We start from the raw sequence: 21,084 nt of genomic DNA, 5'->3' as shown, positions 1-21,084 counted from the left end.
GCGGAAAGTTGCGTGCGGGGGTTCCCCCCGTTGAGCAAACTTTCCAAGACAGGTTTTGGATTGTGAAAGATTGATTGACTAAGCTTTTCGGCAATTCATTTGTCCCAATCATTATTCAAATTGGTATAAACTAAGGAGCCATAAAAGTTTTCCTTGGACATTTGGTGTTTGTAAGTTTTTATACTAAAAATTGTGAATTCGGCAGAATATTTAAACCTGCAAACCCAGATAATACCTAACGTTCTTAATTACGAATTACGAATTACGAATTACTGAACACCTCTGAAGACTGAAAATAAATGAAGAATACTCATCAAAAGGATGAAGTGTGAAAGCTGATGCTTTCTAAGCTTCATCCTTTATCCTTCATACTTTTTAATTCTTCATTTAAATATGGAATCAACAACACCTTCTATCCAATTTTTTTCAGGACTTTTTGAAGAACTGAGTAATGTCAGCTTGCGGCGTGAAGTTCGCACTGGTAAACGTATAGTAGTAATGTTTTTTGAAAAACTCCAAGCTTTGGAAGGGTTTAATAGCTTTACTAAACCATCTTTAAATTCATTACGTTTAACTGATGAAGAAGGCGAAATTAATGTGACTCCTTCTTCTACTCGCTTCATTTTTGGTGGTGATGAAGGTGATGAATTACAGCGAGTTGAATGTAAATTTGAAATTGAGCAAGATGATCATTGGGAAAGATTTATGCGTTTTATGCACCGCTACGCTGAAGCAAATGGCATGGAATATGGCGAACGGTAAATAATCCAATAAAGTAAGTAGGGTGTGTTACGGCTGTGAAAGGATTTGGGACACAGAGACAATGAAATTTAGCCGTAACGCACCATCAATGCGACTTTATAAATAACCTCTTCGCTTACAAAATGACGCAACCCAACTTTGCGGATATGACGGATGCCGAATTACGAGTTTACGTGTTGCATAATCCTAACAATACTGAAGCTTTTTATGCATACGTTGACCGCTTACACGCAGCGAACCCCAACCCAAAGCTAATGTCAATTGAAGAGGCTGAAGCTGAATTGGAAAAGAGAGTTAATCAAGGACAAAGATAGCCGTTCACGTAGGATGCGTTACGCTATCGCTAACGCATCAGCGCGATCAAACTTTTTGATATCGCATTCCTGGGAGTTGCGATACTAAACCCATCAATTCTAACTGTAATAAAGCGCTGGAAACTGAACCAGCATCCATACCAGTTTTTTGAATAATAAAATCAAATGGTAAAGCATCAGAAGCGATCGCATTAATTACCTGTTGCAATTCTGGTGCTAAATCTGGCAAACTCAATTGCTGGGGTGCTGAAGAATCTTGTACTACGTCGATTTGTGGTATTGCTCCCAGGGTTTTTAATAGTTCGTCTAATTCTTTGAGAATTATGGAAGCGCCTTGACTAATTAATTTTAAACAACCTTGAGATGGATAATCGTCAATTCTCCCAGGTAAAGCGTATACATCTCTACCAAAATCATTAGCGTAGGTAGCTGTAATTAACGCACCCGATTTGATTGGTGCTTCGATAACTAAAATGGCGCGACTCAAACCTGCAATAATCCGATTGCGACGTGGGAAGTGATTGCGATCAGGTGGGGTTTTGGCGGGATACTCACTGACGACTAATCCCGCAGTCAAAATCTGCTTGTAGAGTTCCCGGTTTTTGGGTGGATAAATAATATCAACACCTGTACCTAAAACTGCGATCGTTCTCCCACCAGCTTTCATTGTAGCGGCATGGCTTTCGGTATCGATGCCCTCAGCCATTCCCGAAACTACTGTAAAGCCGTTTTTTGCTAAAGCTGTGCTAATTTGGCGAGTCCAACGGATGCCATAATCTGAAGGTTGACGAGTTCCAACAATTCCCACTAAAGGTTTATTTCCCAAATTTTCTTGTAGTTCAACTTCACCGCGATAGTACAAACAAGCAGGTGGACTGGGGGTTTCTAATAGCAAGCGGGGATAATCTACATCTGCTGGTGTCCAAAAATGGGGGTTTTCTTCCTGGTGCTTGATCAATAATTGTTCTGGATGCAAACGCGATCGCTGTTTGACTACTTTTTCTAAAGTCTGAAAACCAAAACCCTCTACCTGCGACAATTCCGCCTTTGTTGCTTTCCAAGCTATAGACAGCGTACCAAAATGCTGCTGCAAACGCCGCAGAAATACAGGGCCAATCCCAGAAATTTGCGACCAAGCTAACCAATACGCGCGTTCTTCTCCCACTTTCTCATCCTCACAGCCATTGGTTTGAGTATTCCCAATTTTGGCTTAGTTGTTAATGGGGATTGGGGATTGGGGATTGGGGATTGGGGACTGGGGATTGGGGACTGGGGAATGGGGAAAAGGGGACTGGGGAATGGGGACTGGGGAACTCGGGGCCCCCTCTGGGGATAAGGGGTAATGGGGACTGGGGAAAGGGGAAAGGAGAATAACAAACACCAAATGACAAATGACAAATGACAAATGACAAATGACAAACCCCAACTTAAGCCTTCCAATTAAAAAATTGTGCATAAATATATGCGATCACTTCATCTAAGACTGTTCGCACACCTTGGCTGTAACGCCACCATTGCTGGGGATTGTAGTCTCTGTTGGTAGATGCGATCGCGCCTACTTGAATATGAGAGGCTAATACTTTTTTAAATAGCAGCCAGCTTCTACGAGTATGAGCATCCCAAGAGAATAGATTGATGGATTCTCCGCTAAACTCTGAATTGGCTAACCAGCGACTAAATTCGTTAGCAGATGCATAGCTACGATCCTTAATTACATAAGGTGCTGGAACAGCTATCACTTTCTCTGGTGCTACACCTAGTTTTTTTAATGTGATTGCGGCTACGTCTGCAAAGCTTTTATATGCGCTTAAATAACTTCCTTGCTCTAATGTTCCGCCTGTGGTGATAATTTGGCGATAATTCCCGCGTTTAAATTCACTAATCGCCTCTTGGAGTGCATAATCTGGTACCCATCCTTCCACTACCAAGATTTTTGCTGATTTGATAGGAGTATTGACGGCTAGAAATGGATGTATATGAGTAATTGCGAAAAATAGTAAAGCCGCAACTAGCGTGATCGCAATTATCCATCCCTGAACCGTCAAAACCCACAATTCTTGGCGTTTAATTAATCGAATTTTGGGTAGTTTTAGCTGCTGGCGATTGTTTCTCTTCTGCATTAACCCTTATTTGAACGCTGCTGTTTCAAATAAGTAAACACAGACTTATCGCCAATATCCGCAGGAATTGCTTGCACTGTTTTTCGCAATGCAAAGACTAAAAACAAAATTGCCCAAATTCCTAGTAAAACCTGTTCTGCTGGAATTGGTAAAATTCCTACCAAATGCCCTAACAACAATATTGGTACTGTAAAAGTTAATATCTTAGTTTCCAAGCGATTAAAGCAAAAAGCTTCTTTGAAATAAATACCTGTCAGCGCTACAAAGGTAAATCCAACACCGAATAAGGTAAGAGGATGATTGTAAACGGTAACAGCTAAAGGTTCGCTGCTATAAAACGCCAATCCCACTGCTGCAATGCTACCAATTGCCCAAAAAGCCTGTAACAGTCGGTGCAATGCCAGCATATAAATATGGATGGTGAATAAACTTACACCAAGAGCCAGTGTAAAACAAGCATATAGCGGAGTTAGCGCTGCTAAAGTTGCTGGTTGATTGTTGAACACCACTAAAGCGCTAGCGATCGCCAAGCTAAGTGCAGCTACCATTAACCCAGCGCGATAGATAATTACCCCAGTGCGATCGCTTTGAGTAATTGTAAATTCCCCAAACTGACCTTGATAAACTTCTGGTGCTGATAATGTTTGTGTAGTCATAGATTAGTTATGAGTCTGGATTTGGTATCTCTACAATAAATCTTTCACCATCCAAAATCTAAAATTGTAGAACTTCTAGCCTCAATAGTTGTCAGTTCAGAGGGAAAGGATAAAGAAAAAACCTTTCACCCTTACCCTTTCCCCTTTTACCCTAACCACATTCAAAGGTGAAAATCTTTAACCGAGCCGTATTACCTCTAAACTATCTTGCCAGTTAATCTGCAATTGTGACTGTGCATTACCACTATTGATGGCAATTTCTACCCAGCCATGACTTCCTACTAATGCAATGGCTTCTCTAACTTTGACATCGCTGTAAGTTTCACACCCCGGTATTGTCAAGCTTCCCACTTGTACGCGCCAGGTTTTACCCTGCACATAACTCCCCGGAATGTTGCTCACTAGGTTACCAAAATGGTCAATATATTGAATACAACCTGTGATAACATTTCCTCTCTGTTGGCATTCTGTGATCTCTAGCTGTACCAAACTAGCGGGATCAATTTCTCGCCCCAGTTCTTGGATTGGTACACCGCTTGCTAAATTAGCTCCAACTGGTGCGAAAATATCTCTACCGTGAAAAGTGTGGCTAATTTCGGTGCTCCGCCAATAATTACGATTTGTTAACTCAACTGCTGCGATCGCCTGTTGTTGACTGAGTATGCCACTGAAAATGCCATTATCCGGCCCTACTAAAAATCCTTGGGCAAACTCTACTGCGATCGCCCTGCGTTTGCTACCCACTCCCGGATCTACCACAGCTATATGCACCGTCCCCTCTGGGAAGTAAGGATAAGCATCCATTAAGCAAAACCTAGCTGCTGCTAGATTTTGCGGTGTAATTTGGTGATTTAAGTCGATAACCCTTAGCTGAGGGTTGATTTGAGCAATTACGCCCTTCATTACAGCTACATAAACATCGCGATCGCCAAAATCGCTTAACAGCGTCACTACGCTGGCTTTGCCATCAAGGATTTGAGATTTATCCATTGGTAGATACGATGTTCATCTATAAATATATAATAAAGCAGAAAAATCTGTAACAAAGGCTACGAAATTTGTGCTATATTATGAATACAAAACAAAAAAGCCGAGAGATAACCAGGTAATCATATGAATAAAAATAGATTACAAGCCGCCAACCAAGCCAGAGAAGCCCACAGAGAAAATATTCAAAGAAATATCGAACGTCGCCTGCAAGTAGCGAGAGCCAACGGCGACGAGAGACTAGTTCGTCAATTAGAAGACGAAATGAATTATTGTCGTTAAATCAACAACTCCTTGTTTATAGTTTTGTGACATTTAACCCTGCTCACGCAGGGTTTTGTCTTTTGAGATGTTTTGTCCAGATGCTTTGGTCAAATTTGCTTAATTTTGAATTTTGAATTTTGGATTCCCCGCAGGGGTTGACGTTTCATCCACAAACCAAAACCGAGAGCAAGCAATGAGCCACCAATAGTCAATGGTTCGGGAACCTCTTGAAAAGCATGGTTAGGGACTTCCAACTAAAAAAATATCCCGTCGCTGAGTAGGTAGGGGGGGAAAGAAAAATATTAGTACAAACTTTTTTATTAAATAGCTACTTCATAGAAAATTGATAACATCAAGCTAAACTAACAAACTGGCGATTAAAAACTTGCCATTGCTTTGATTGCAAGATATTTGAGGAGCAAAGGTAGATGAATTGTCTCAAAATTTTTGTGCAATGATGTGCGTTATGTGTTTATCAAGTTGGATAATTAGTGACAGCTTTGACATAGCTAACTGCCAAAGGTGTAAGTAGGCTTTCTAGTTGCGTGACAAAAGCGCGATCGCTCTTTGACCAAATCCGCTTTTGACCAAACACACAAGGCTGCAAAATTCCCCATAATTGCTGATTTTGGCACAAATGAGCATGAATCAGCGCTCTATGTCCAAAATTCTGACGCTCAAATTCTTTATTTACTACTTCTGGACTTTCAGTCTCTATATCTTCAACATAAACAGAAGGCTGATTCTGTAATGCAGCCGCAAATAAAGGATCTTCTTGGGGTAACGACTCTGGATCTAATCTCCACTCAGAGTCAGTAATATCGGGTATTTCTGAATTTCGCCGCCAGCAATAGGCGACTTTAGCAAACTTAGTTTGAGGATTTCTCAGATAGAGAAAACAGCGATCGCACTGCAAAACTTCTCCAATGATAGGCAGTATTGCAGTAAAAATCTCATCCGGCTCGCTGTATTTGTCTAAAACACTTTGTATGGATGCTGGCAAAACTAGCTTACTCATCAAAATTTGGGTGATGTTCTTGGATATTTTCTCAATGCCTGACCATCCAAAACATCACCCTCTGGCAATACTTATGGGTGAAGGGGAAACAGGGGAATGGAAAAGAAAAAACCTTTAACCTTTAACCTTTCACCTTTTCCCCAAAACCAAAAACGAGCAGTATCGCATTCACCGATACAAATCACGACTTAATACCGACTTGCAGAAATTTTCAAACCTAGTCTCTAAACCACTGTCACCGCTTCCAAGCTGCTTTCCAGTCCAGAGACTATCAGAGATGTCATTTGTAAAATTGCAGCGCGATCGCCCATCTGACAACGATCAAACAAAACATCGCCATCTAATTCTGGATAGTTCGCTAAGGTCTGAAGTATATTCTCTCTAGCGTGAAGGTTATTGTTCGCACATGCGGTATACAGTACTAGTCCTGCCATCGTGTACAAATCTAACATTGGCTCATCGCTACCTTCCATTTGGACAATGTTAGGAAACTCAGACAAAGGATGGACGAATTGCTCAAAGGTTAATTGGGTCATAGTTATTGTTGATTCGATACCGTGAATGAGTTTAAACCCAGGTAATCAGGCATTACGGCAACTTGATGCTGTTAAAACCAAAAATGAGATTGACCTTTGTTACTCTGAAAAACATCATTTGTGCAGTGAATTTTATTTTTCGTAACAGAGTGTAGATGTCCATCCAAATTAGCCAAGTACAACATGAGAATTCAGTAGGCAAATTTAGGCTCTATTGTTGTACAATGGGCACAAGCATATATACTTAATAACAATGGGTCGTCAAAAACCCTCAATTTGCACATTAAGGTGAGAAGCTAGCTACAAAAAATCGCAGCTAGCCCCAGGTGTTGTCTACCGTTTCTTAGTCTTCAGCCGCTTACTGCTCCATGTAAACCATACTAGTCTTGTCATTTTTTTTTGTCAAGTTGTCATTTAAATGTGACACATGAAAATGTCTTGCATTTCCGACTTCATGAGAGAAAATAGGAACAAGTACTAAATTCACCATTTGAGATATATGACTGACAGAAGGCGTTCTGATGATTACAAGCAAATTAGCGGCTATATTCCCCGGGATTTAGCCTTAGAATTCAAGAGCATCTGTGCGCGCTTGGGCATTTCTCAAAGCGACGCAATAGAGGAAATGACTCAGGAGTGGATCACTAAAAAAATTGGTTCTCGCTCCGAAACCCCACAAAAGCCCGAAACAATTGCTGATGTAGTACAAGCCAACATGACAAAACTCAAGCGCTGTGGAGTTAAAAACCTACAAGCGCTGGCAAAAGGTGAAGTACTCCCAACACCAGGAGACTTCGCAATCATCACATCGGCTTTAGGTATTCCAGAGGAGGAAAGAAAAAAGATTTGGCAAGAAACATTTAAAGTTTCTGTATATCAGGATAAAGTTTCCGTGTATCGGGACATTAAGGGTGTAAAAGTATATAGAGATTCTGGAGGTGTCGAAAAAGATGAGTGTGAGTATTCTTAGAATCCTCAACTTACCGGGGTGGAATTATAAAATGTCTCATGAAGGGGTTTCAATTTTTGCCCCTACCAAGCGCGATGCCACGCATTTAGCGCAAAGCTACGGAGACGCTCTGAGCGAAACTGCATACAAAATAAATGGGAAAGTGCGGATACGCTGGCGAGGCTGTAAACAACCAATTGAATTTTTTGGCTGGATGGCGACTAAAGAACCGCCAACATTGCCAGAAACTGCGGAACGGATATTGCAATATCAGGGTGCTGTGTTTTGCAGCCAGTTACAAGTTCCATCGGAGTTGTTGTACCGCATGGTTGCTGCAGCAGAAAACGAGCGCCCAGTGAGCATCGTTAGACAAGATACTCGCAAGCAGATTATTGTGAATCAGCCAATGGCTGAAATGTTACAAACGCCGCCAGAAATTGCTACTCAACGGGTAATGACCCAATTTTGGCTACCCGAGGATTTGGCGGAACTAGAGCAAAAATTATATAACGATCGCCGATTTACCTGGACATATTCTGCTGGGTTAAATGAAAAAGCTTGGGCAATTCTCACGACTCAGTTCGAGGCTTTTGAGGTGGAAGGCATTTGGTACAGACAAGGAACTTGTTTGTCAACGCCTCAACTCGTGCCCATTCCACCTGGAGTGTTTGAACCGGCTTAAATACATCATTTAGCTTTTTCTGAAATTTAACCAACAGTTATCAGGTGCTTGCATTCCATTAAGGTGTGCTTTATTACAGGTTTCTACCACTAGTACAACAAGGTGCTTGCTATTACAATTCAATAATGAAATGAAACAAACCGATGTAATTAGCCTTTGCAGCATTTGTCATCGGTATTTTCCGCCCTTGTTGAATATTTTGATTTGGAATATTTTGATCCCGTAAACCGAAACATTAGATTCAAGCTGCAATAAATTACAGCAGATTGCAGTTTCATAACAGTAGAAAAATTAATCCCAATTCAAATAATCTTTGCAACACATCAATATATTCTGGAGGGCATAGCATTGTCGTGCCCTCTACCTACCTAAGTACCTAAACAAAAATATTTACAGTCATTGCGAGCGAAGCGAAGCAATCCCAGCCCTTGCGATTGCTTCATTTCGCTTCGCTACATTCGCAATGACATTGTGTAATTAATTTTGTGTAACTACTTATCTGTCGCATTCTTTTTCCAAAATGGTATGGTCTCTAGTTCCTGTTCCTGTTGAAAAACTTCTATTCTCAAAATAGATGGGGTTTATGTATTCAAATTTGCCAAAATCAGGGAAAAAACTATACCAAGTATGAGAATTTGTGGGATAAACTGATGCCATCATTTGAGGAGTGAATGATGGTTAATCAGAAGCTGAGACATTTATTCTCAGTAGGTTTTATCAGTTGTTGTTTTTGCCTAGGTATTGGTATAGGAATTTTCATTCGTTTTGGGCAGATGCAGCGTTCAGATGCAGCTACAACACCTACAGAACCCCTGCAACTTCCCTTTGTTGTCCCTGAAAATCAGGCAAATCCTTCAGACACGATTACGATTAAAGCTGTTGGTGATGTAATTCCTGGTACGAATTATCCTAACTACAGACTACCTCGCTTTCGCGATGAACTCTTGCCAAAGTCTGTGAGAGGTTATCTACAGGGAGCTGATATTTTATTTGGTAATTTTGAAAGTAGCTTAACTAACTATCCCTACAGTGCTAAAGATGTCAGTCAAGGGCAAACTTTTGCTTTTCGTTCTCCACCTGATTATGCTCAATTATTTGCTGATGTTGGTTTTGATGTGATGAATGTAGCCAACAATCATGCAATGGATTTTGGCCCTATAGGATTTCGTGATACAGTCAAAAACCTTGCTGCTGTAGGTATTGACACATTAGGTCATAAAAATCAGATTCTCTACTTACAAGCTAATAATATTCCGGTCGCAATGATCGGATTTACTACTTATGACTTGTATAATTCTGTTAACGATTTAGAAGCTGCTAAAGCCTTAGTTTTAGAAGCTAAAAATAATGCCAATATTGTAGTTGTTTCGATGCAAGTAGGAGCTGAAGGTACAGGGGCGCTACGAGTTAAAAATGAGACAGAATATTTCTATGGAGAAAATAGAGGCAATTCGCTAAAGTTTGCCCGCACAATGGTTGATATGGGCGCAGACTTAGTTATTGGGCATGGGCCTCATGTACCCAGAGCCATCGAAATTTATAAAGGTAAATTAATTGCCTATTCTTTGGGTAACTTTTTAGGTTATCGGACTTTATCAACAGCAGCCGAGACTGGTTACTCAATGATATTAGAAGCTAAACTCAACTCTAAAGGAGATTTATTGTTTAGTAAAATTATCCCTGTTCATCTAGATAAGCAGGGAATTCCTCGAATAGATCAGAGGTTTAGAACTGTAGGATTGCTGCGTTATTTGAACAAAAAAGATTTTCCCGATAATCAAGTAAAGATTAATAAAAGGGGTGAAATAGTGGTGATGAATACCCAATAGTCAGGGCTTGATTTTTGAATTTTGAAGCACTATCAACGCAGATTAACTTAACGCAGGTAGTGCTTTTTTAGAACCTGTCAAAATCATTGAAAAATAAGCAGTTCAAGTATAGATTTGAACTGCTTATTATATAAGCAAGCAGTTCAGTAAATTACTGAATCTGCGAATAATGGGATATTTTTGTTAGCTAAGGCTTGTTATAGTTTGCCTTCATGAATAGACTCAGGACTTAATAACCTCGTGAGTATCCACTAGCATTTCTTTCCCAATTGCCACCACCAGAGCGAGCACCTCTGTCCTCCCGTGGTTTAGCTTTATTAACTTTCATTACACGCCCCATCCATTCGGCACCATCTAGAGCTTCGATAGCTGCATCTTCTGCGGCTGATGATTCCATTTCCACGAAACCAAAGCCACGTAAGCGACCAGTTTCCCGATCTGTGGGTAATTGAACTCGCTTTACAGTACCGTACTCAGAAAATACCTTGCTGAGGTCATCTTGTGTGACGCTGTAGGATAGGTTCCCTACGTAAATAGACATGAAACTCTCCAGAATCCATTGATGCAGAGATGCTTATCCGGGGAGGCGCTTGCAATTATAACTAAAAACAAGATTTGTATCACCGAATCTAACTTCTCCAATTTTATGCTATCACAACTTTTAGCTAGCGCGGCTATAAATCTTATCCATTTATGGTAATGTGTGATACAATAAAAAACTTTCTTGATTTCGGCTAATTTATTGATTAGGTAAATATCAAATTTATAATTCAGGTTTGAACTGCAAATTCTTCGGGAGCAATTCCCCAATTTATCCAGCAAATAGCCTCATGTGCTGATTTCATATCTGGTGGAACTCGCAAGGCGTGGATAAACCCAGTGCTAGGACAAGTCATTTTTAATAAATAAACTGGCTCTTCATCAACATCAGCATCAATCTTTAAAAGCGTATATTCTGCCCATGTATCTAATTCAAGAGCTTGTAATTCTTGGCAAATTCGGGCATAACCAATACCTTGAATTAACACTCGCCGCAACTCGGCATTATTTTCTGTTAATAACCATTGCGCTTGCCATTGCTGCGGGTGAACTTTTCCGTATTTTTCAGGTAAAGTTACACCGTGATAAAAGTAGAGGCTAAATCCATCAGCGTACTCGATAGCTGGTTCGCCTTCTGCATGGAGACGATTTTGATGATCGAAACGAATATGAAGCGGGCGATCGCAGATAATTACAGCTTTATCAAAAGCAAAAATCCATCCGCACTCTTTAATTAAAGATTGATATATTAACAATTCTGGGAAAATTTCATAAACCCATACACAAGTAATAATAAAATCCCTGAAGCTGTTAATTTTACACTCTTCTTCTGGGTGAAAACATAGCCTAAAGAAATTATTGATGTAAGAGTATAAACTGGCTTGGAGAGAAGATGATAACCGACTTCCGAGTTGCAGGTTTATTTGTTGCCAATCTTCACTTTGTAGTTGTTCATTCAGATAGATTCTGATGTAATTTTCTAGTACAAAACTTAGCCGAAAACCTAAAATATCGGAGAAATTGTTATTTAATTTACTATAGACCAGTTTATCGAATAGGTCTTCATCGATTTTGATATCCTGAAAAACTTGAGGATATATTGAATAACTCAGATCGCTGAAGAACGAAGTTTGTCTTCCTAATGGCTCTAGTGGCTTTTCTAGCAAATCCCTTTGCAGCCTTTTTAGGTTACTAATTGATGAATTATTTAATTGGCTAACAACTTTGTTATTTAATTCCTGCTTCAAGTAATCAAGCTTGTCAAAGATAGTAGATTTGAGAGCTAGATAAGGACTTTCAGAAAAAATAATGTTAGGAGCATTCTTACCACTTGCTAAGTAGGCTGCTTTTACTGCTTCTGCAGCTTTTTCACGATCAATTCGTTCAGTGGAAAGCGCAATTTTTCGCCACTTATCCCGATAAACTGGAATTAAAGCTTCTTGCTCAGACGTTAACTTTTCAATCAGCGACATAGCGCCACCCTTCAGGCTCGTATTCTCGTTGAATTTTCACCATCCAATGACCTTGCGGAACTGCGATCGCCTGATGTTCTTCGTGAGCTAACAAAGCAGTCTGAGAATACACACGTAAGTACAAAGTATCATTTTTGAAAAATAATTTTGCCTCACCCTCAGTAATACGGTGCTTATGCCCAGTTACCTCGCCTTCTGCCAAGGTCAAGTGAGGTATCTTTTCTCCTTCAACTTGTGGCACAGGTAGTAGAATGACATCACCTTGACGGATTGGCTGCATAGTTCAAACTCCAAGATAGGTACAAACCCCACTTCGTTTTTGCTCTCAAGTTTGATTTAATTTTGGCACAACCTTTGTGGGAATAGGGATGGGAAAGATGAGGTCACAAGGTGAAAAGGTAAAACGGAAAAAGGGAACAAATAACGAACACCCATTACCCATTACCCATTACCCAGTCCCCAAACACACGACGTATCACTCTATTACACTTTGGGGGTATTTTGAAAACTGTAGTCGCCAATTTTGCTGATATAAGTTAAAGATTGAAATAGCTGGAAATTCTAAGCCAGTGTTTTCCTACCTTATTATCTGGAAAGGACAGTGCCCAAACTTTAGCGGATTTTCACCCTAATGGGCAGTTTGTGTGAAGATAAACTCACATCAATAAGCGCGACGTTCCATTTTGACATCACGCCCAATCGTCTAAATTTCTCTGTTTAGCTTCGCAGCTATTCTTTTTTTTGAAATTTCCATGTCAACTCTCGTCATTGTCGAATCTCCAACCAAAGCTCGTACCATTCGCAACTACCTCCCATCAGGCTATCGGGTGGAAGCGTCTATGGGTCATGTACGTGACCTACCCCAGTCGGCTAGCGAAATTCCCACCGCTGTCAAAGCAGAAAAATGGGCACAGCTTGGGGTGAATGTAGATGCCGACTTTGAGCCAGTGTATGTTGTCCCCAAGGATAAAAAGAAAGTTGTCACTCAGCTCAAAGATGCTCTCAAAGAGGCTGATGAGTTGATTCTGGCGACGGACGAAGACCGGGAAGGTGAAAGTATTAGTTGGCATTTATACCAGTTGCTCAAGCCAAAAGTGCCGACAAAGCGGATGGTGTTTCACGAGATTACCCAAGAGGCGATTAAAAAGGCTTTGAAAAACTGCCGCAATATTGATGAGCAGTTAGTTCGCGCCCAAGAAACGCGCCGGATTTTGGATCGGCTGGTGGGTTATACTCTGTCTCCTCTGCTTTGGAAAAAAATTGCCTGGGGGTTATCTGCTGGACGCGTACAATCTGTAGCGGTCAGGCTTTTGGTGACAAAGGAACGCCAACGCCGCGCTTTCCATGAAGGTACTTACTGGGATTTAAAGGCTTACCTGGAAAAGGAAAAAGCTCCATTTACAGCCCAGTTGGTGACGTTGGGAGGCACGAAAATAGCAAATGGCAGCGATTTTGACCCCACAACCGGACAAATATCGGCTGGTCGCAATGTAGTTTTGCTGACAGAAGCAGATGCATTAGCACTGCAAGAACGCCTGAGCGGTAAAACCTGGAATGTCAGAGAAGTAGAAGAACGTCCTGTAACGCGTAAACCAGCGCCTCCTTTTACTACCTCGACACTGCAACAGGAATCTAACCGAAAATTGCGCCTCTCAGCCAGAGACACAATGCGAATTGCCCAGAATTTGTACGAGCAAGGGTACATTACCTATATGCGGACAGATTCGGTGCATTTGTCAGACCAGGCGATCGCAGCTGCACGCAGTTGTGTAGAAAGTCTTTACGGCAAACAATATCTCAGCCCTCAACCCAGACAATACACCACTAAATCTAAAGGCGCACAAGAAGCACACGAAGCCATTCGTCCTGCGGGTAGTACTTTCCGCACTCCCCAAGAAACTGGTTTAAGCGGTCGAGAACTAGCTGTTTATGACTTAATTTGGAAGCGTACTGTCGCCAGCCAAATGGCTGACTCAAGACAAACCCAAGTTAGTATCCAGTTGCAAGTCGAAGATGCAGGGTTCCGTGCTTCTGGGAAGCGGATTGACTTCCCCGGCTATTTACGCGCTTACGTCGAAGGTTCCGACGATCCCGATGCTGCATTGGAAGACCAAGAAGTAATTTTGCCGAGTTTGCAAGTGGGAGATCATCCAGATTGCAAAAACTTGGAAGCGATCGCCCATGAAACTCAACCACCAGCTAGGTACACTGAAGCTACTCTGGTAAAAACCTTAGAAAGTGAAGGGATTGGTCGTCCCAGTACCTACGCCAGTATTATTGGCACGATTATTGATAAAGGTTATGCCCAATTAGTTAATAATGCTCTGATTCCCACCTTCACGGCGTTTGCTGTGACTGACCTATTGGAAAAACATTTCCCTGATGTAGTCGATCCCAGCTTTACCTCCAAGATGGAGCAAACCCTGGATGACATCGCTACAGGGGAAGCTAAGTGGTTACCCTACTTAAAGGAATTTTATCTGGGAGACAAAGGTTTAGAAACCTTAGTCAAAGAACGGGAAAATCAAATTGATGCTACTAAAGCCAGAACAGTAGAACTAGAAAATTTAGCGGCTAAAGTTCGTATAGGTAAATACGGCCCTTACATCGAAGTAGAAAACGGTGAAGGTGTAGTTACAGCTTCGATTCCTAAAGATTTAACCCCAGCAGACCTTGACCCCAAACAAGTTGAGGTATTGCTACGACAAAAAACCTCTGGCCCCGACCAACTCGGTCGCCATCCCGAAACTGGGGAACCAATTTATGTCAAAATTGGCGCTTACGGGCCTTATGTACAATTGGGCGATAAGTCTGATGAAAATCCCAAACCTAAACAAGCTTCCTTACCTAAAGGTGTAACACCAGAAACAGTTACCCTGGATATGGCTGTTGGTCTTTTAGCCTTACCCCGGACATTAGGAGTTCATCCCGAAACAGGTGGGAAAATTCAAGCGAGTTTAGGACGCTTTGGCCCTTACATTGTTCATGACCAAGGTAAAGAAGGCAAAGACTACCGTTCTTTAAAAGCGGCGGATAATGTCTTAACCGTTACTTTAGAACGTGCTTTAGATTTATTAGCCGAACCGAAAAAGGGACGTAGTTCCAGCAGTAGCAAATCCAAAGCTGCCTTACGTGAGTTGGGTACCCATCCCGATGATGATACACCAATCAACATCTATGATGGCCCCTATGGCCCTTACATTAAAAATGGCAAAACTAATGTCAGTCTTCCAGAAGGCCAATCTGTAGAAGATATGACTTTGGAGAAAGCATTAGAATTGTTGGCTAGCAAAGCATCCTCTGGAAAATCGACTCGCAAATCGAGTAAATCTACAACTGCTAAAACTAAGTCAACAACTACTAAAACTAAGTCAACCACTAAATCAACTTCTAAGGCTTCGGCTAGTAGTGCTAAAAAAAATGATGCTGAGGACTAGTAGTACGCCAAGGCAACTTGGCGGGGTAAAGGGGAAAGGGTAAAGGTGAAAGGTTTTTGTCCCTTACCCTTTTCCCTTTAACCTTTACCCAACCTCCACCTAACATTTTTGGGTTGGCAGACTACTAGTAGACAAAGGCTGAATTCCTCAAACTGCTAGTGTGAAATTAAAAAACCTATATAGTCTTGCTGGAGACGGGTTTTTTCTCGGTGCTTGATTTACCTGTGGCGTAATAGTAGTCTTCCCGATTAATTCTCAGGTGGGAATAAATTTAGTAGTCAGCGCTCAAGTTCTGGTAGCCAAGAATTTAGCCCTAGTTATCAGAACTTAAGTCCTGACTACATAACCAGCACATTAATTGCAGTGAACTACAATCAATAGACCAACAGCAAATTAAAAGTCTCTATAAGGATTAGTCAACCATCGCCAATACCTCATATCAAGCAAAGCGATAGTTTCATAGCCGTGGGATTCTTCAGAATGTGATAATCTAGTAGGTAAGGCAGATCACAACACAAAAATTTTATAATGTGGCTCTTTCTTTAAGTTGGAAAGTGCGATCGCCTAATCAAAGGCCAGAGGTGCAAGAGTACGCCAGTTCTGCGTAGCTGTAAGTCAACATTGAGGTAGTATCTCAGGAGCAGTCAGTTAAATGGACTATATAGAAAAGGTACTGGAAAAGCTGAAAGAATTGGCGCGGAAGCTAATTGAAGCTCTGCTCGGGCCAGAAGGTGAGCCGGAACCGGAACTGATTCCGATTCCTGTAAATGAGCGTTCGCGTCGTTAATAGCCTGAAAGTGCCAGACTTGACGTTGCAGCCTTTAAGTATTTTGGTGCTGCATGGGCCAAACCTGAATTTGCTAGGACAGCGAGAGCCGGGAATTTACGGTTCGTTGACACTGGCTGAAATTAACCGCTTGTTAGTAGAAGAGGGAAAGAAACTACAGGTGGAAGTTTTCCCCATGCAGTCTAATCATGAAGGAGTTTTAGTTGATACTATTCATCAAGCCCTAGGAAAACACCAGGGTATTTTAATTAATGCTGGAGCATACACCCATACTAGTGTGGCGTTGCGAGATGCGCTTGCGGGTGTAAATTTACCAACAGTAGAAGTACATTTGAGTAATATTTATCGTCGAGAAGAATTCCGTCATCATTCTTATATAGCACCTATAGCAATTGGGCAGATAAGTGGATTTGGTGTGCAAAGTTATTTATTAGGCTTACAAGCGTTAGTACATCATTTAAGAAAGGATAAAGGATGAAGTATGAAGGCTGAAGGCTGATGAAAATCTTGATACTCTTGTTAGCTTGCGAGAATGTCAAGGAAGAACGTCCTTCGTACTTAACACTTCTTATTTTATATTTGATGTATGCGCTACTCGGTTGTGAGTCGATTTCGCGGGACTTTACTTGGAGCATTAGTAGGAGGAAATGTAGCCTCTGCTAGTGACAAAAAACTGTCGGAACACTATGACATAGATAAAATAGCGGTTTTAGGGACTGAAAGTTTAATTAAACTGGGCAGATTAGATGTAGATGATTGGCGCTCAAAATCTTCACCAGCATCTGCTTATTTAAGTGTCAGTGATCATATTTCCGGCAGAGTGATACTAGCGACACTACCAGTATCACTTTTTTTTCATGAAAATACATTTAAATTGCGACAAAACTTGCTACGTGTGTTAGAAATCTGGGAGGATAACCCAGTGGTACGGGATGGAACACTCGCAGTTGGGTATGCGATCGCTCAAGCCTTGACTGAAAAACTCCATATCCGCACCCTCATTCCCGAAACAATCGCCTTTATTGGTGAAACGCCAACATCTCTACCACAACAATTATTAAAAGTTCAGGCTTTGTTAGATCGGGGTGCAGGATTAGCCAGGGCGCAAGCTGAGTTGAGTAAAGAAGACAAGCTAAGTAACGCGATCGCTATGGCATTTTATTGTTTTCTGACTACTTTAGAAGACTATCGCTTGGCAATTTTACGAGCTACTCAACATGCCGAGATTTGGCAGCAAGACTCTAAGCGTTTACACTTACCTACTGTAAGTGCAATTACTGGTGCTTTATCAGGAGCATACAATAGCACTGCTGGTATTCCTGTGCCTTGGCAAATATTATATTCACCAGCTAACTCCACAACTATGGGAGGGAGCAATTTTTCTTTGATGGTGGGATTAGCTGATGCACTTGTGGCTGTGTGGTCAGGATTGTATAATTTTGCCCTGGATTCTAGCCAATTAACAGCAGAGAGAGATACTATGTCTGAGGAAGCAGCATCGCTACCTTTACAGGTATGCGTCTACTGTGCGCCTCGCGTCATCCGATCGCGTTAATGTTATTTATACTGAATAACATTGTAGGCGTGGAACAAAAATCCCATCCTAGCAATCATCCAACAAAGACAAAATTTAGTAGTTGTTTATACTACAATTTCCAAAGAAACTCTTAACCTGACTCTGTAGGTAGGTATTGTGGCAAAACGGCCCTAGCACCCTCCTCCGAAGTTCCCTATTAATCAGGTTGGTGAATGTCAGCCTTTATCCTTAAAGGTGCGGCTACAAGAACCAAGCCTGCAAAATCAGACTGTGGGCTAATATGAACCAAATTCAGTTACAAGCAGCTGCGGTTGCTTTTGCGGGGACTTCCCCTAGGTTTGTCTTGTTTTGAGGTATCAAAGTAAGCAACTGTAGGCAGAGGTAATGAAACATCAGCGATTTTTGAAGTCCCTAACCCAGCAATTTACTCAATGGCGGCGACAGTACAAAGTATTACGTCGCAAAGGAAAATTGTTGAGATCTGTAAGCGAACTAAATAGCCAAAGCCGCTTGGGAAACATTCCCAAAACTTTGTTGAAGAACATACGTTTGTATGTATCAACAACCAGTGACGGCATTCAAAAACCAGTAATAGCACTCAGATTAATCACTAAATCGGTGCAAGAACACCGATTGGTAAATAACATCGGTGTCAAATGGGTGCATGAAAACCGTTCCTCGGTGATTTTAGCGATCGCAATTGTATCGTTGACGGGTGTGATTGGGTACAAATCTTATGATCAACCGAAGCTAAAAGTTGATACTGTGGCACCCGAAACCATTAAAGCCCCCTACACAGCCCAAATTGAAGACATCGAAAAAACCACAGAGCGACGCAATGCTGTGGTGAACACATCCCCGCCTATATTCAAGGTGGATCAGCAAATTACTGAACAAATTAACCGTAATTTGCAGCAAATTCTCGAGCAAGGTGATGACATTCGTGATGTGGTTGGTGATTTTCCTTTTGCTGAAACTTTACAGTTGTCTATTACTAGCCAAAGTTATCTACGCGCTTGTAGTGAGTCAGAGTGGAAAAATATCTTACTAACCTTAGAAAAAACTAAAAAACAGCCAGTTGGATTTTTGTTACCTAACCAAAACAGCAGTTCTGCGACTGCACAGGAAGCGAAAAAAACCAATGAAACAAACCAGTTACAATCTACATCCCCTCAAGCTGGTTCCCCCAAGCAAGAAGAATTAGCCCAGCCTGGGAAAGCATCTATTAGCCTCAGCCCTGAATATACAAAACTAGTTAATGTCTCTGCCAACGCCGATTTATTTAAAGCCGTGACGGATCTAGAAATTTTTCGAGTCACAAATTCGGCACAAAAATATTCTTTACTGATATCCCAAATTTCGCAAGTCAGGAAAAAATACCAGCTAGCCAAGGAACAGCTATTAAGTATCGAAGCTAGCAGATCCAAAAACATATATCAAGAAAATATTCTTCTAGAGTTATCAGATCAAGATTGGGTAACCACAAAAACATTAATCCGCGATATTTCTGAGCGAATTCTGGCTCAAGGTATTCCTGATGGGCTACCAGAAGATGCTTTAAAGAATACAGTCAACTTGCAAGTGGAGAAATCAGAACCGCCAGCAGCGCAACCTTTAGTTACGAAAGTATTGTTAACTGTGCTGCAACCGAATTTGAAGAAAGATGAAACAAAAACACAACTACAGGCACAACAGGCAGCAGAGAGTGTAGCACCAATCATGGTTGAGGTGCGAAAGGATGACGAAATTGTTAACAAAGGAAAAAAGATTACCCCGTGGCAATTGCACGTATTAGATCATTATCAATTAATTGATAGCGAGACTAACTGGGCAGAGTTAATCAAGGTGACAGGTATTGTCACTACAGCAATTGGCATTTTTGTAATTGTTGAACGTCGGTTAAAAATTAAATTGCGACAACGCGATCGCCTGTTGATTTTACTGCTTACCCTCAGTACTCCAGGGATGCTGACGTTTGGTATATTTACTACCTGGAGTGCGATTGGTTTATTGTTAGGTAGCTTTTATGGCCCATCTTTGGGTGTCACAATTGTAGGGCTATTGTTAGGAGTGCTACCAATTGGCATGGAAGTGAGTAAAATTGCTCTGGTTTCTGGTGCTGCTGGGGGAATAGTAGGCAGTTTAATGGCCAAAAGATTGCGATCGCGTGAGGAACTGGCATTATTAGGACTGGCTATTGCCTCAACCCAGGGAGGAATTTACTTAATTCTCTTAATTCTAGGAAGTCCAGCTTCTTGGTATCTCATCCTTAAAGATGCAGGTTTATTTGCTTTATCCGGTTTAGCATGGATTATTGTAGCTTTAGGCTTGAGTCCTTATTTAGAAAAACTGTTTGATTTAGTCACCCCGATCCGGTTAGCAGAATTAGCGAATCCTAACCGCCCCTTATTAAAGCGACTAGCAACAGAAGCGCCCGGAACCTTTCAACATACGTTATTTGTAGCCACATTAGCAGAAGCCGCTGCTAAACACCTCAAATGCGATGTGGAACTAGTGCGCGCCGGTACGCTTTACCACGACATCGGTAAAATGCACGACCCCTCTGGTTTTATCGAAAACCAAATGGGAGGGCCGAATAAACATGAAACAGAAATTAAAGACCCCTGGAAGAGTGCAGCGATTATTAAAAAGCACGTTAGTGAAGGGTTAGCGATGGCACAGGAACATCTTTTACCCACCGCAATTCAAGCTTTCATTCCAGAACATCAGGGAACCATGCTGATTGCTTATTTCCATCACCAAGCGCAGCAAATGGCAAAAGAAAATCCCAGTATTCAAGTAGACGACGCTGATTTTCGCTACGATGGACCAATTCCTCAATCGCGGGAAACAGCAATTGTCATGTTAGCCGATTCCTGTGAAGCCGCATTGCGATCGCTCAAAGATGCAACACCAGAACAAGCTTTAAATATGCTGAATAATATCTTGCGGGCGAGATGGCAAGACAATCAACTAATAGATTCTGGACTCACACGTGAAGAAGTGTCCGACATCGCCCAAATCTTCGTAGAAGTTTGGCAGCAATTCCATCACAAACGCATTGCTTATCCTAAATACAAAACCAATAACGAGAAAGTAGCTAAGGGGTAGGGAATGGGTGAATGGGGAATGGGTAATGGGGAAGGGGGAAGGGAGAATGGGGAATGGGTGTTTGTTATAAGTTTTGGAAAAGT

At 41.4% G+C, this 21,084-nt stretch carries 21 protein-coding genes; 11 read left to right on the top strand and 10 right to left on the bottom strand.

Annotated features, from left to right (window positions below):
* The first annotated feature begins 393 nt into the window (after positions 1-393).
* Both psb28 and HG267_RS19860 read left to right on the top strand, forming a co-directional pair.
* The gene (psb28, locus tag HG267_RS19865) at positions 394-762 is read left to right on the top strand and encodes a photosystem II reaction center protein Psb28 (RefSeq protein ID WP_045867547.1); all 369 of its coding nucleotides are present in this window, start codon (positions 394-396) and stop codon (positions 760-762) included.
* A gap of 122 nt (positions 763-884) precedes the next feature.
* Complete coding sequence (locus tag HG267_RS19860; protein WP_045867548.1) at positions 885-1,076, top strand: DUF6887 family protein; 192 nt, start codon at positions 885-887, stop codon at positions 1,074-1,076.
* Positions 1,077-1,122: 46 nt separating this feature from the next.
* Here HG267_RS19860 and dprA read toward each other — a convergent pair whose 3' ends face one another.
* From dprA to HG267_RS19840, 4 genes are all read right to left on the bottom strand, one after another.
* The gene (gene dprA / locus HG267_RS19855; protein WP_045867549.1) at positions 1,123-2,241 is read right to left on the bottom strand and encodes a DNA-processing protein DprA; all 1,119 of its coding nucleotides are present in this window, start codon (positions 2,239-2,241) and stop codon (positions 1,123-1,125) included.
* A gap of 262 nt (positions 2,242-2,503) precedes the next feature.
* Positions 2,504-3,196: an ElyC/SanA/YdcF family protein gene (locus HG267_RS19850; protein ID WP_045867550.1), complete on the bottom strand. Its 693-nt coding sequence runs from the start codon at positions 3,194-3,196 to the stop codon at positions 2,504-2,506.
* Positions 3,196-3,852 (bottom strand): DUF2301 domain-containing membrane protein, encoded by a 657-nt coding sequence (locus HG267_RS19845; RefSeq protein ID WP_045867551.1) that lies wholly within the window; start codon positions 3,850-3,852, stop codon positions 3,196-3,198. Before HG267_RS19845 ends, HG267_RS19850 begins: the two co-directional genes overlap by 1 nt.
* A 177-nt stretch (positions 3,853-4,029) precedes the next feature.
* Positions 4,030-4,842 (bottom strand): S-adenosyl-l-methionine hydroxide adenosyltransferase family protein, encoded by an 813-nt coding sequence (locus HG267_RS19840; protein WP_045867552.1) that lies wholly within the window; start codon positions 4,840-4,842, stop codon positions 4,030-4,032.
* 123 nt (positions 4,843-4,965) lie between these two features.
* On the opposite strand from HG267_RS19840, the gene HG267_RS19835 reads away from it, so the two are divergent.
* A complete protein-coding gene (locus tag HG267_RS19835; protein WP_168160923.1) occupies positions 4,966-5,121 on the top strand; it encodes a hypothetical protein in 156 nt (51 codons plus the stop codon).
* An 89-nt stretch (positions 5,122-5,210) separates the two neighbouring features.
* Here HG267_RS19835 and HG267_RS41950 read toward each other — a convergent pair whose 3' ends face one another.
* The 3 genes from HG267_RS41950 to HG267_RS19825 all read right to left on the bottom strand — a co-directional run bounded on the left by HG267_RS41950 (position 5,211) and on the right by HG267_RS19825 (position 6,657).
* Complete coding sequence (locus tag HG267_RS41950) at positions 5,211-5,357, bottom strand: PEP-CTERM sorting domain-containing protein (protein WP_081583866.1); 147 nt, start codon at positions 5,355-5,357, stop codon at positions 5,211-5,213.
* A gap of 221 nt (positions 5,358-5,578) precedes the next feature.
* Positions 5,579-6,121: a GAF domain-containing protein gene (locus HG267_RS19830; RefSeq protein WP_045867553.1), complete on the bottom strand. Its 543-nt coding sequence runs from the start codon at positions 6,119-6,121 to the stop codon at positions 5,579-5,581.
* Positions 6,122-6,345: 224 nt separating this feature from the next.
* Positions 6,346-6,657: a hypothetical protein gene (locus HG267_RS19825; RefSeq protein ID WP_045867554.1), complete on the bottom strand. Its 312-nt coding sequence runs from the start codon at positions 6,655-6,657 to the stop codon at positions 6,346-6,348.
* A 499-nt stretch (positions 6,658-7,156) separates the two neighbouring features.
* Between HG267_RS19825 and HG267_RS19820 the strand changes: the two genes are divergently transcribed.
* The 3 genes from HG267_RS19820 (at position 7,157) to HG267_RS19810 (ending at position 10,117) form a co-directional block, all read left to right on the top strand.
* Positions 7,157-7,627 (top strand): hypothetical protein, encoded by a 471-nt coding sequence (locus HG267_RS19820; protein ID WP_045867555.1) that lies wholly within the window; start codon positions 7,157-7,159, stop codon positions 7,625-7,627.
* Positions 7,608-8,288, top strand: coding sequence for a PAS domain-containing protein (locus tag HG267_RS19815; RefSeq protein WP_045867556.1), 681 nt, complete (start codon positions 7,608-7,610; stop codon positions 8,286-8,288). Before HG267_RS19820 ends, HG267_RS19815 begins: the two co-directional genes overlap by 20 nt.
* A 674-nt stretch (positions 8,289-8,962) precedes the next feature.
* Positions 8,963-10,117: a CapA family protein gene (locus HG267_RS19810; protein ID WP_045867557.1), complete on the top strand. Its 1,155-nt coding sequence runs from the start codon at positions 8,963-8,965 to the stop codon at positions 10,115-10,117.
* Between the two features lie 229 nt (positions 10,118-10,346).
* On the opposite strand, the gene HG267_RS19805 is transcribed toward HG267_RS19810, so the two are convergent.
* The 3 genes from HG267_RS19805 to HG267_RS19795 form a co-directional block, all read right to left on the bottom strand.
* On the bottom strand, positions 10,347-10,658 hold the full coding sequence (locus HG267_RS19805) for an RNA recognition motif domain-containing protein (protein WP_045867558.1): 312 nt from the start codon (positions 10,656-10,658) through the stop codon (positions 10,347-10,349).
* Positions 10,659-10,887: 229 nt separating this feature from the next.
* Entirely contained in the window at positions 10,888-12,129 is a 1,242-nt protein-coding gene (locus HG267_RS19800; protein WP_045867559.1) for a DUF6745 domain-containing protein, read from the bottom strand.
* Positions 12,116-12,409 (bottom strand): hypothetical protein, encoded by a 294-nt coding sequence (locus HG267_RS19795; RefSeq protein WP_045867560.1) that lies wholly within the window; start codon positions 12,407-12,409, stop codon positions 12,116-12,118. Before HG267_RS19795 ends, HG267_RS19800 begins: the two co-directional genes overlap by 14 nt.
* A gap of 472 nt (positions 12,410-12,881) precedes the next feature.
* On the opposite strand from HG267_RS19795, the gene topA reads away from it, so the two are divergent.
* From topA to HG267_RS19770, 5 genes are all read left to right on the top strand, one after another.
* The gene (gene topA / locus HG267_RS19790; RefSeq protein WP_096621943.1) at positions 12,882-15,566 is read left to right on the top strand and encodes a type I DNA topoisomerase; all 2,685 of its coding nucleotides are present in this window, start codon (positions 12,882-12,884) and stop codon (positions 15,564-15,566) included.
* Positions 15,567-16,218: 652 nt separating this feature from the next.
* Positions 16,219-16,353, top strand: a complete 135-nt coding sequence (locus tag HG267_RS19785; protein ID WP_045867562.1) for a hypothetical protein — start codon at positions 16,219-16,221, stop codon at positions 16,351-16,353.
* Positions 16,334-16,831: a type II 3-dehydroquinate dehydratase gene (gene aroQ / locus HG267_RS19780; protein ID WP_045867563.1), complete on the top strand. Its 498-nt coding sequence runs from the start codon at positions 16,334-16,336 to the stop codon at positions 16,829-16,831. The genes HG267_RS19785 and aroQ overlap by 20 nt, the downstream gene beginning before the upstream one ends.
* 123 nt (positions 16,832-16,954) lie before the next feature.
* A complete protein-coding gene (locus tag HG267_RS19775) occupies positions 16,955-17,908 on the top strand; it encodes an ADP-ribosylglycohydrolase family protein (RefSeq protein ID WP_309227678.1) in 954 nt (317 codons plus the stop codon).
* 366 nt (positions 17,909-18,274) lie between these two features.
* Positions 18,275-21,001 carry an HD family phosphohydrolase gene (locus HG267_RS19770; protein ID WP_052335028.1) on the top strand — a complete coding sequence of 909 codons (2,727 nt, stop codon included), beginning with the start codon at positions 18,275-18,277 and terminating at the stop codon, positions 20,999-21,001.
* Positions 21,002-21,084: the final 83 nt, after the last annotated feature.

Origin of the sequence: Tolypothrix sp. PCC 7601 (assembly GCF_025677855.1) — a bacterium.
Taxonomy (GTDB): domain Bacteria; phylum Cyanobacteriota; class Cyanobacteriia; order Cyanobacteriales; family Nostocaceae; genus Aulosira; species Aulosira diplosiphon.
Note: the sequence above shows the minus strand (reverse complement) of the source record. Positions and strands in the feature narration are given on the sequence as shown.

Coding starts and splice junctions, on each gene's coding strand:
- psb28 (WP_045867547.1), top strand. CDS start 394: ATGGAATCAACAACACCTTCTATCCAATTTTTTTCAGGACTTTTTGAA.
- HG267_RS19860 (WP_045867548.1), top strand. CDS start 885: ATGACGCAACCCAACTTTGCGGATATGACGGATGCCGAATTACGAGTT.
- HG267_RS19850 (WP_045867550.1), bottom strand. CDS start 3,196: ATGCAGAAGAGAAACAATCGCCAGCAGCTAAAACTACCCAAAATTCGA.
- HG267_RS19845 (WP_045867551.1), bottom strand. CDS start 3,852: ATGACTACACAAACATTATCAGCACCAGAAGTTTATCAAGGTCAGTTT.
- HG267_RS19840 (WP_045867552.1), bottom strand. CDS start 4,842: ATGGATAAATCTCAAATCCTTGATGGCAAAGCCAGCGTAGTGACGCTG.
- HG267_RS19835 (WP_168160923.1), top strand. CDS start 4,966: ATGAATAAAAATAGATTACAAGCCGCCAACCAAGCCAGAGAAGCCCAC.
- HG267_RS19830 (WP_045867553.1), bottom strand. CDS start 6,121: ATGAGTAAGCTAGTTTTGCCAGCATCCATACAAAGTGTTTTAGACAAA.
- HG267_RS19825 (WP_045867554.1), bottom strand. CDS start 6,657: ATGACCCAATTAACCTTTGAGCAATTCGTCCATCCTTTGTCTGAGTTT.
- HG267_RS19820 (WP_045867555.1), top strand. CDS start 7,157: ATGACTGACAGAAGGCGTTCTGATGATTACAAGCAAATTAGCGGCTAT.
- HG267_RS19815 (WP_045867556.1), top strand. CDS start 7,608: ATGAGTGTGAGTATTCTTAGAATCCTCAACTTACCGGGGTGGAATTAT.
- HG267_RS19810 (WP_045867557.1), top strand. CDS start 8,963: ATGGTTAATCAGAAGCTGAGACATTTATTCTCAGTAGGTTTTATCAGT.
- HG267_RS19805 (WP_045867558.1), bottom strand. CDS start 10,658: ATGTCTATTTACGTAGGGAACCTATCCTACAGCGTCACACAAGATGAC.
- HG267_RS19800 (WP_045867559.1), bottom strand. CDS start 12,129: ATGTCGCTGATTGAAAAGTTAACGTCTGAGCAAGAAGCTTTAATTCCA.
- HG267_RS19795 (WP_045867560.1), bottom strand. CDS start 12,409: ATGCAGCCAATCCGTCAAGGTGATGTCATTCTACTACCTGTGCCACAA.
- topA (WP_096621943.1), top strand. CDS start 12,882: ATGTCAACTCTCGTCATTGTCGAATCTCCAACCAAAGCTCGTACCATT.
- HG267_RS19785 (WP_045867562.1), top strand. CDS start 16,219: ATGGACTATATAGAAAAGGTACTGGAAAAGCTGAAAGAATTGGCGCGG.
- aroQ (WP_045867563.1), top strand. CDS start 16,334: ATGAGCGTTCGCGTCGTTAATAGCCTGAAAGTGCCAGACTTGACGTTG.
- HG267_RS19770 (WP_052335028.1), top strand. CDS start 18,275: ATGAAACATCAGCGATTTTTGAAGTCCCTAACCCAGCAATTTACTCAA.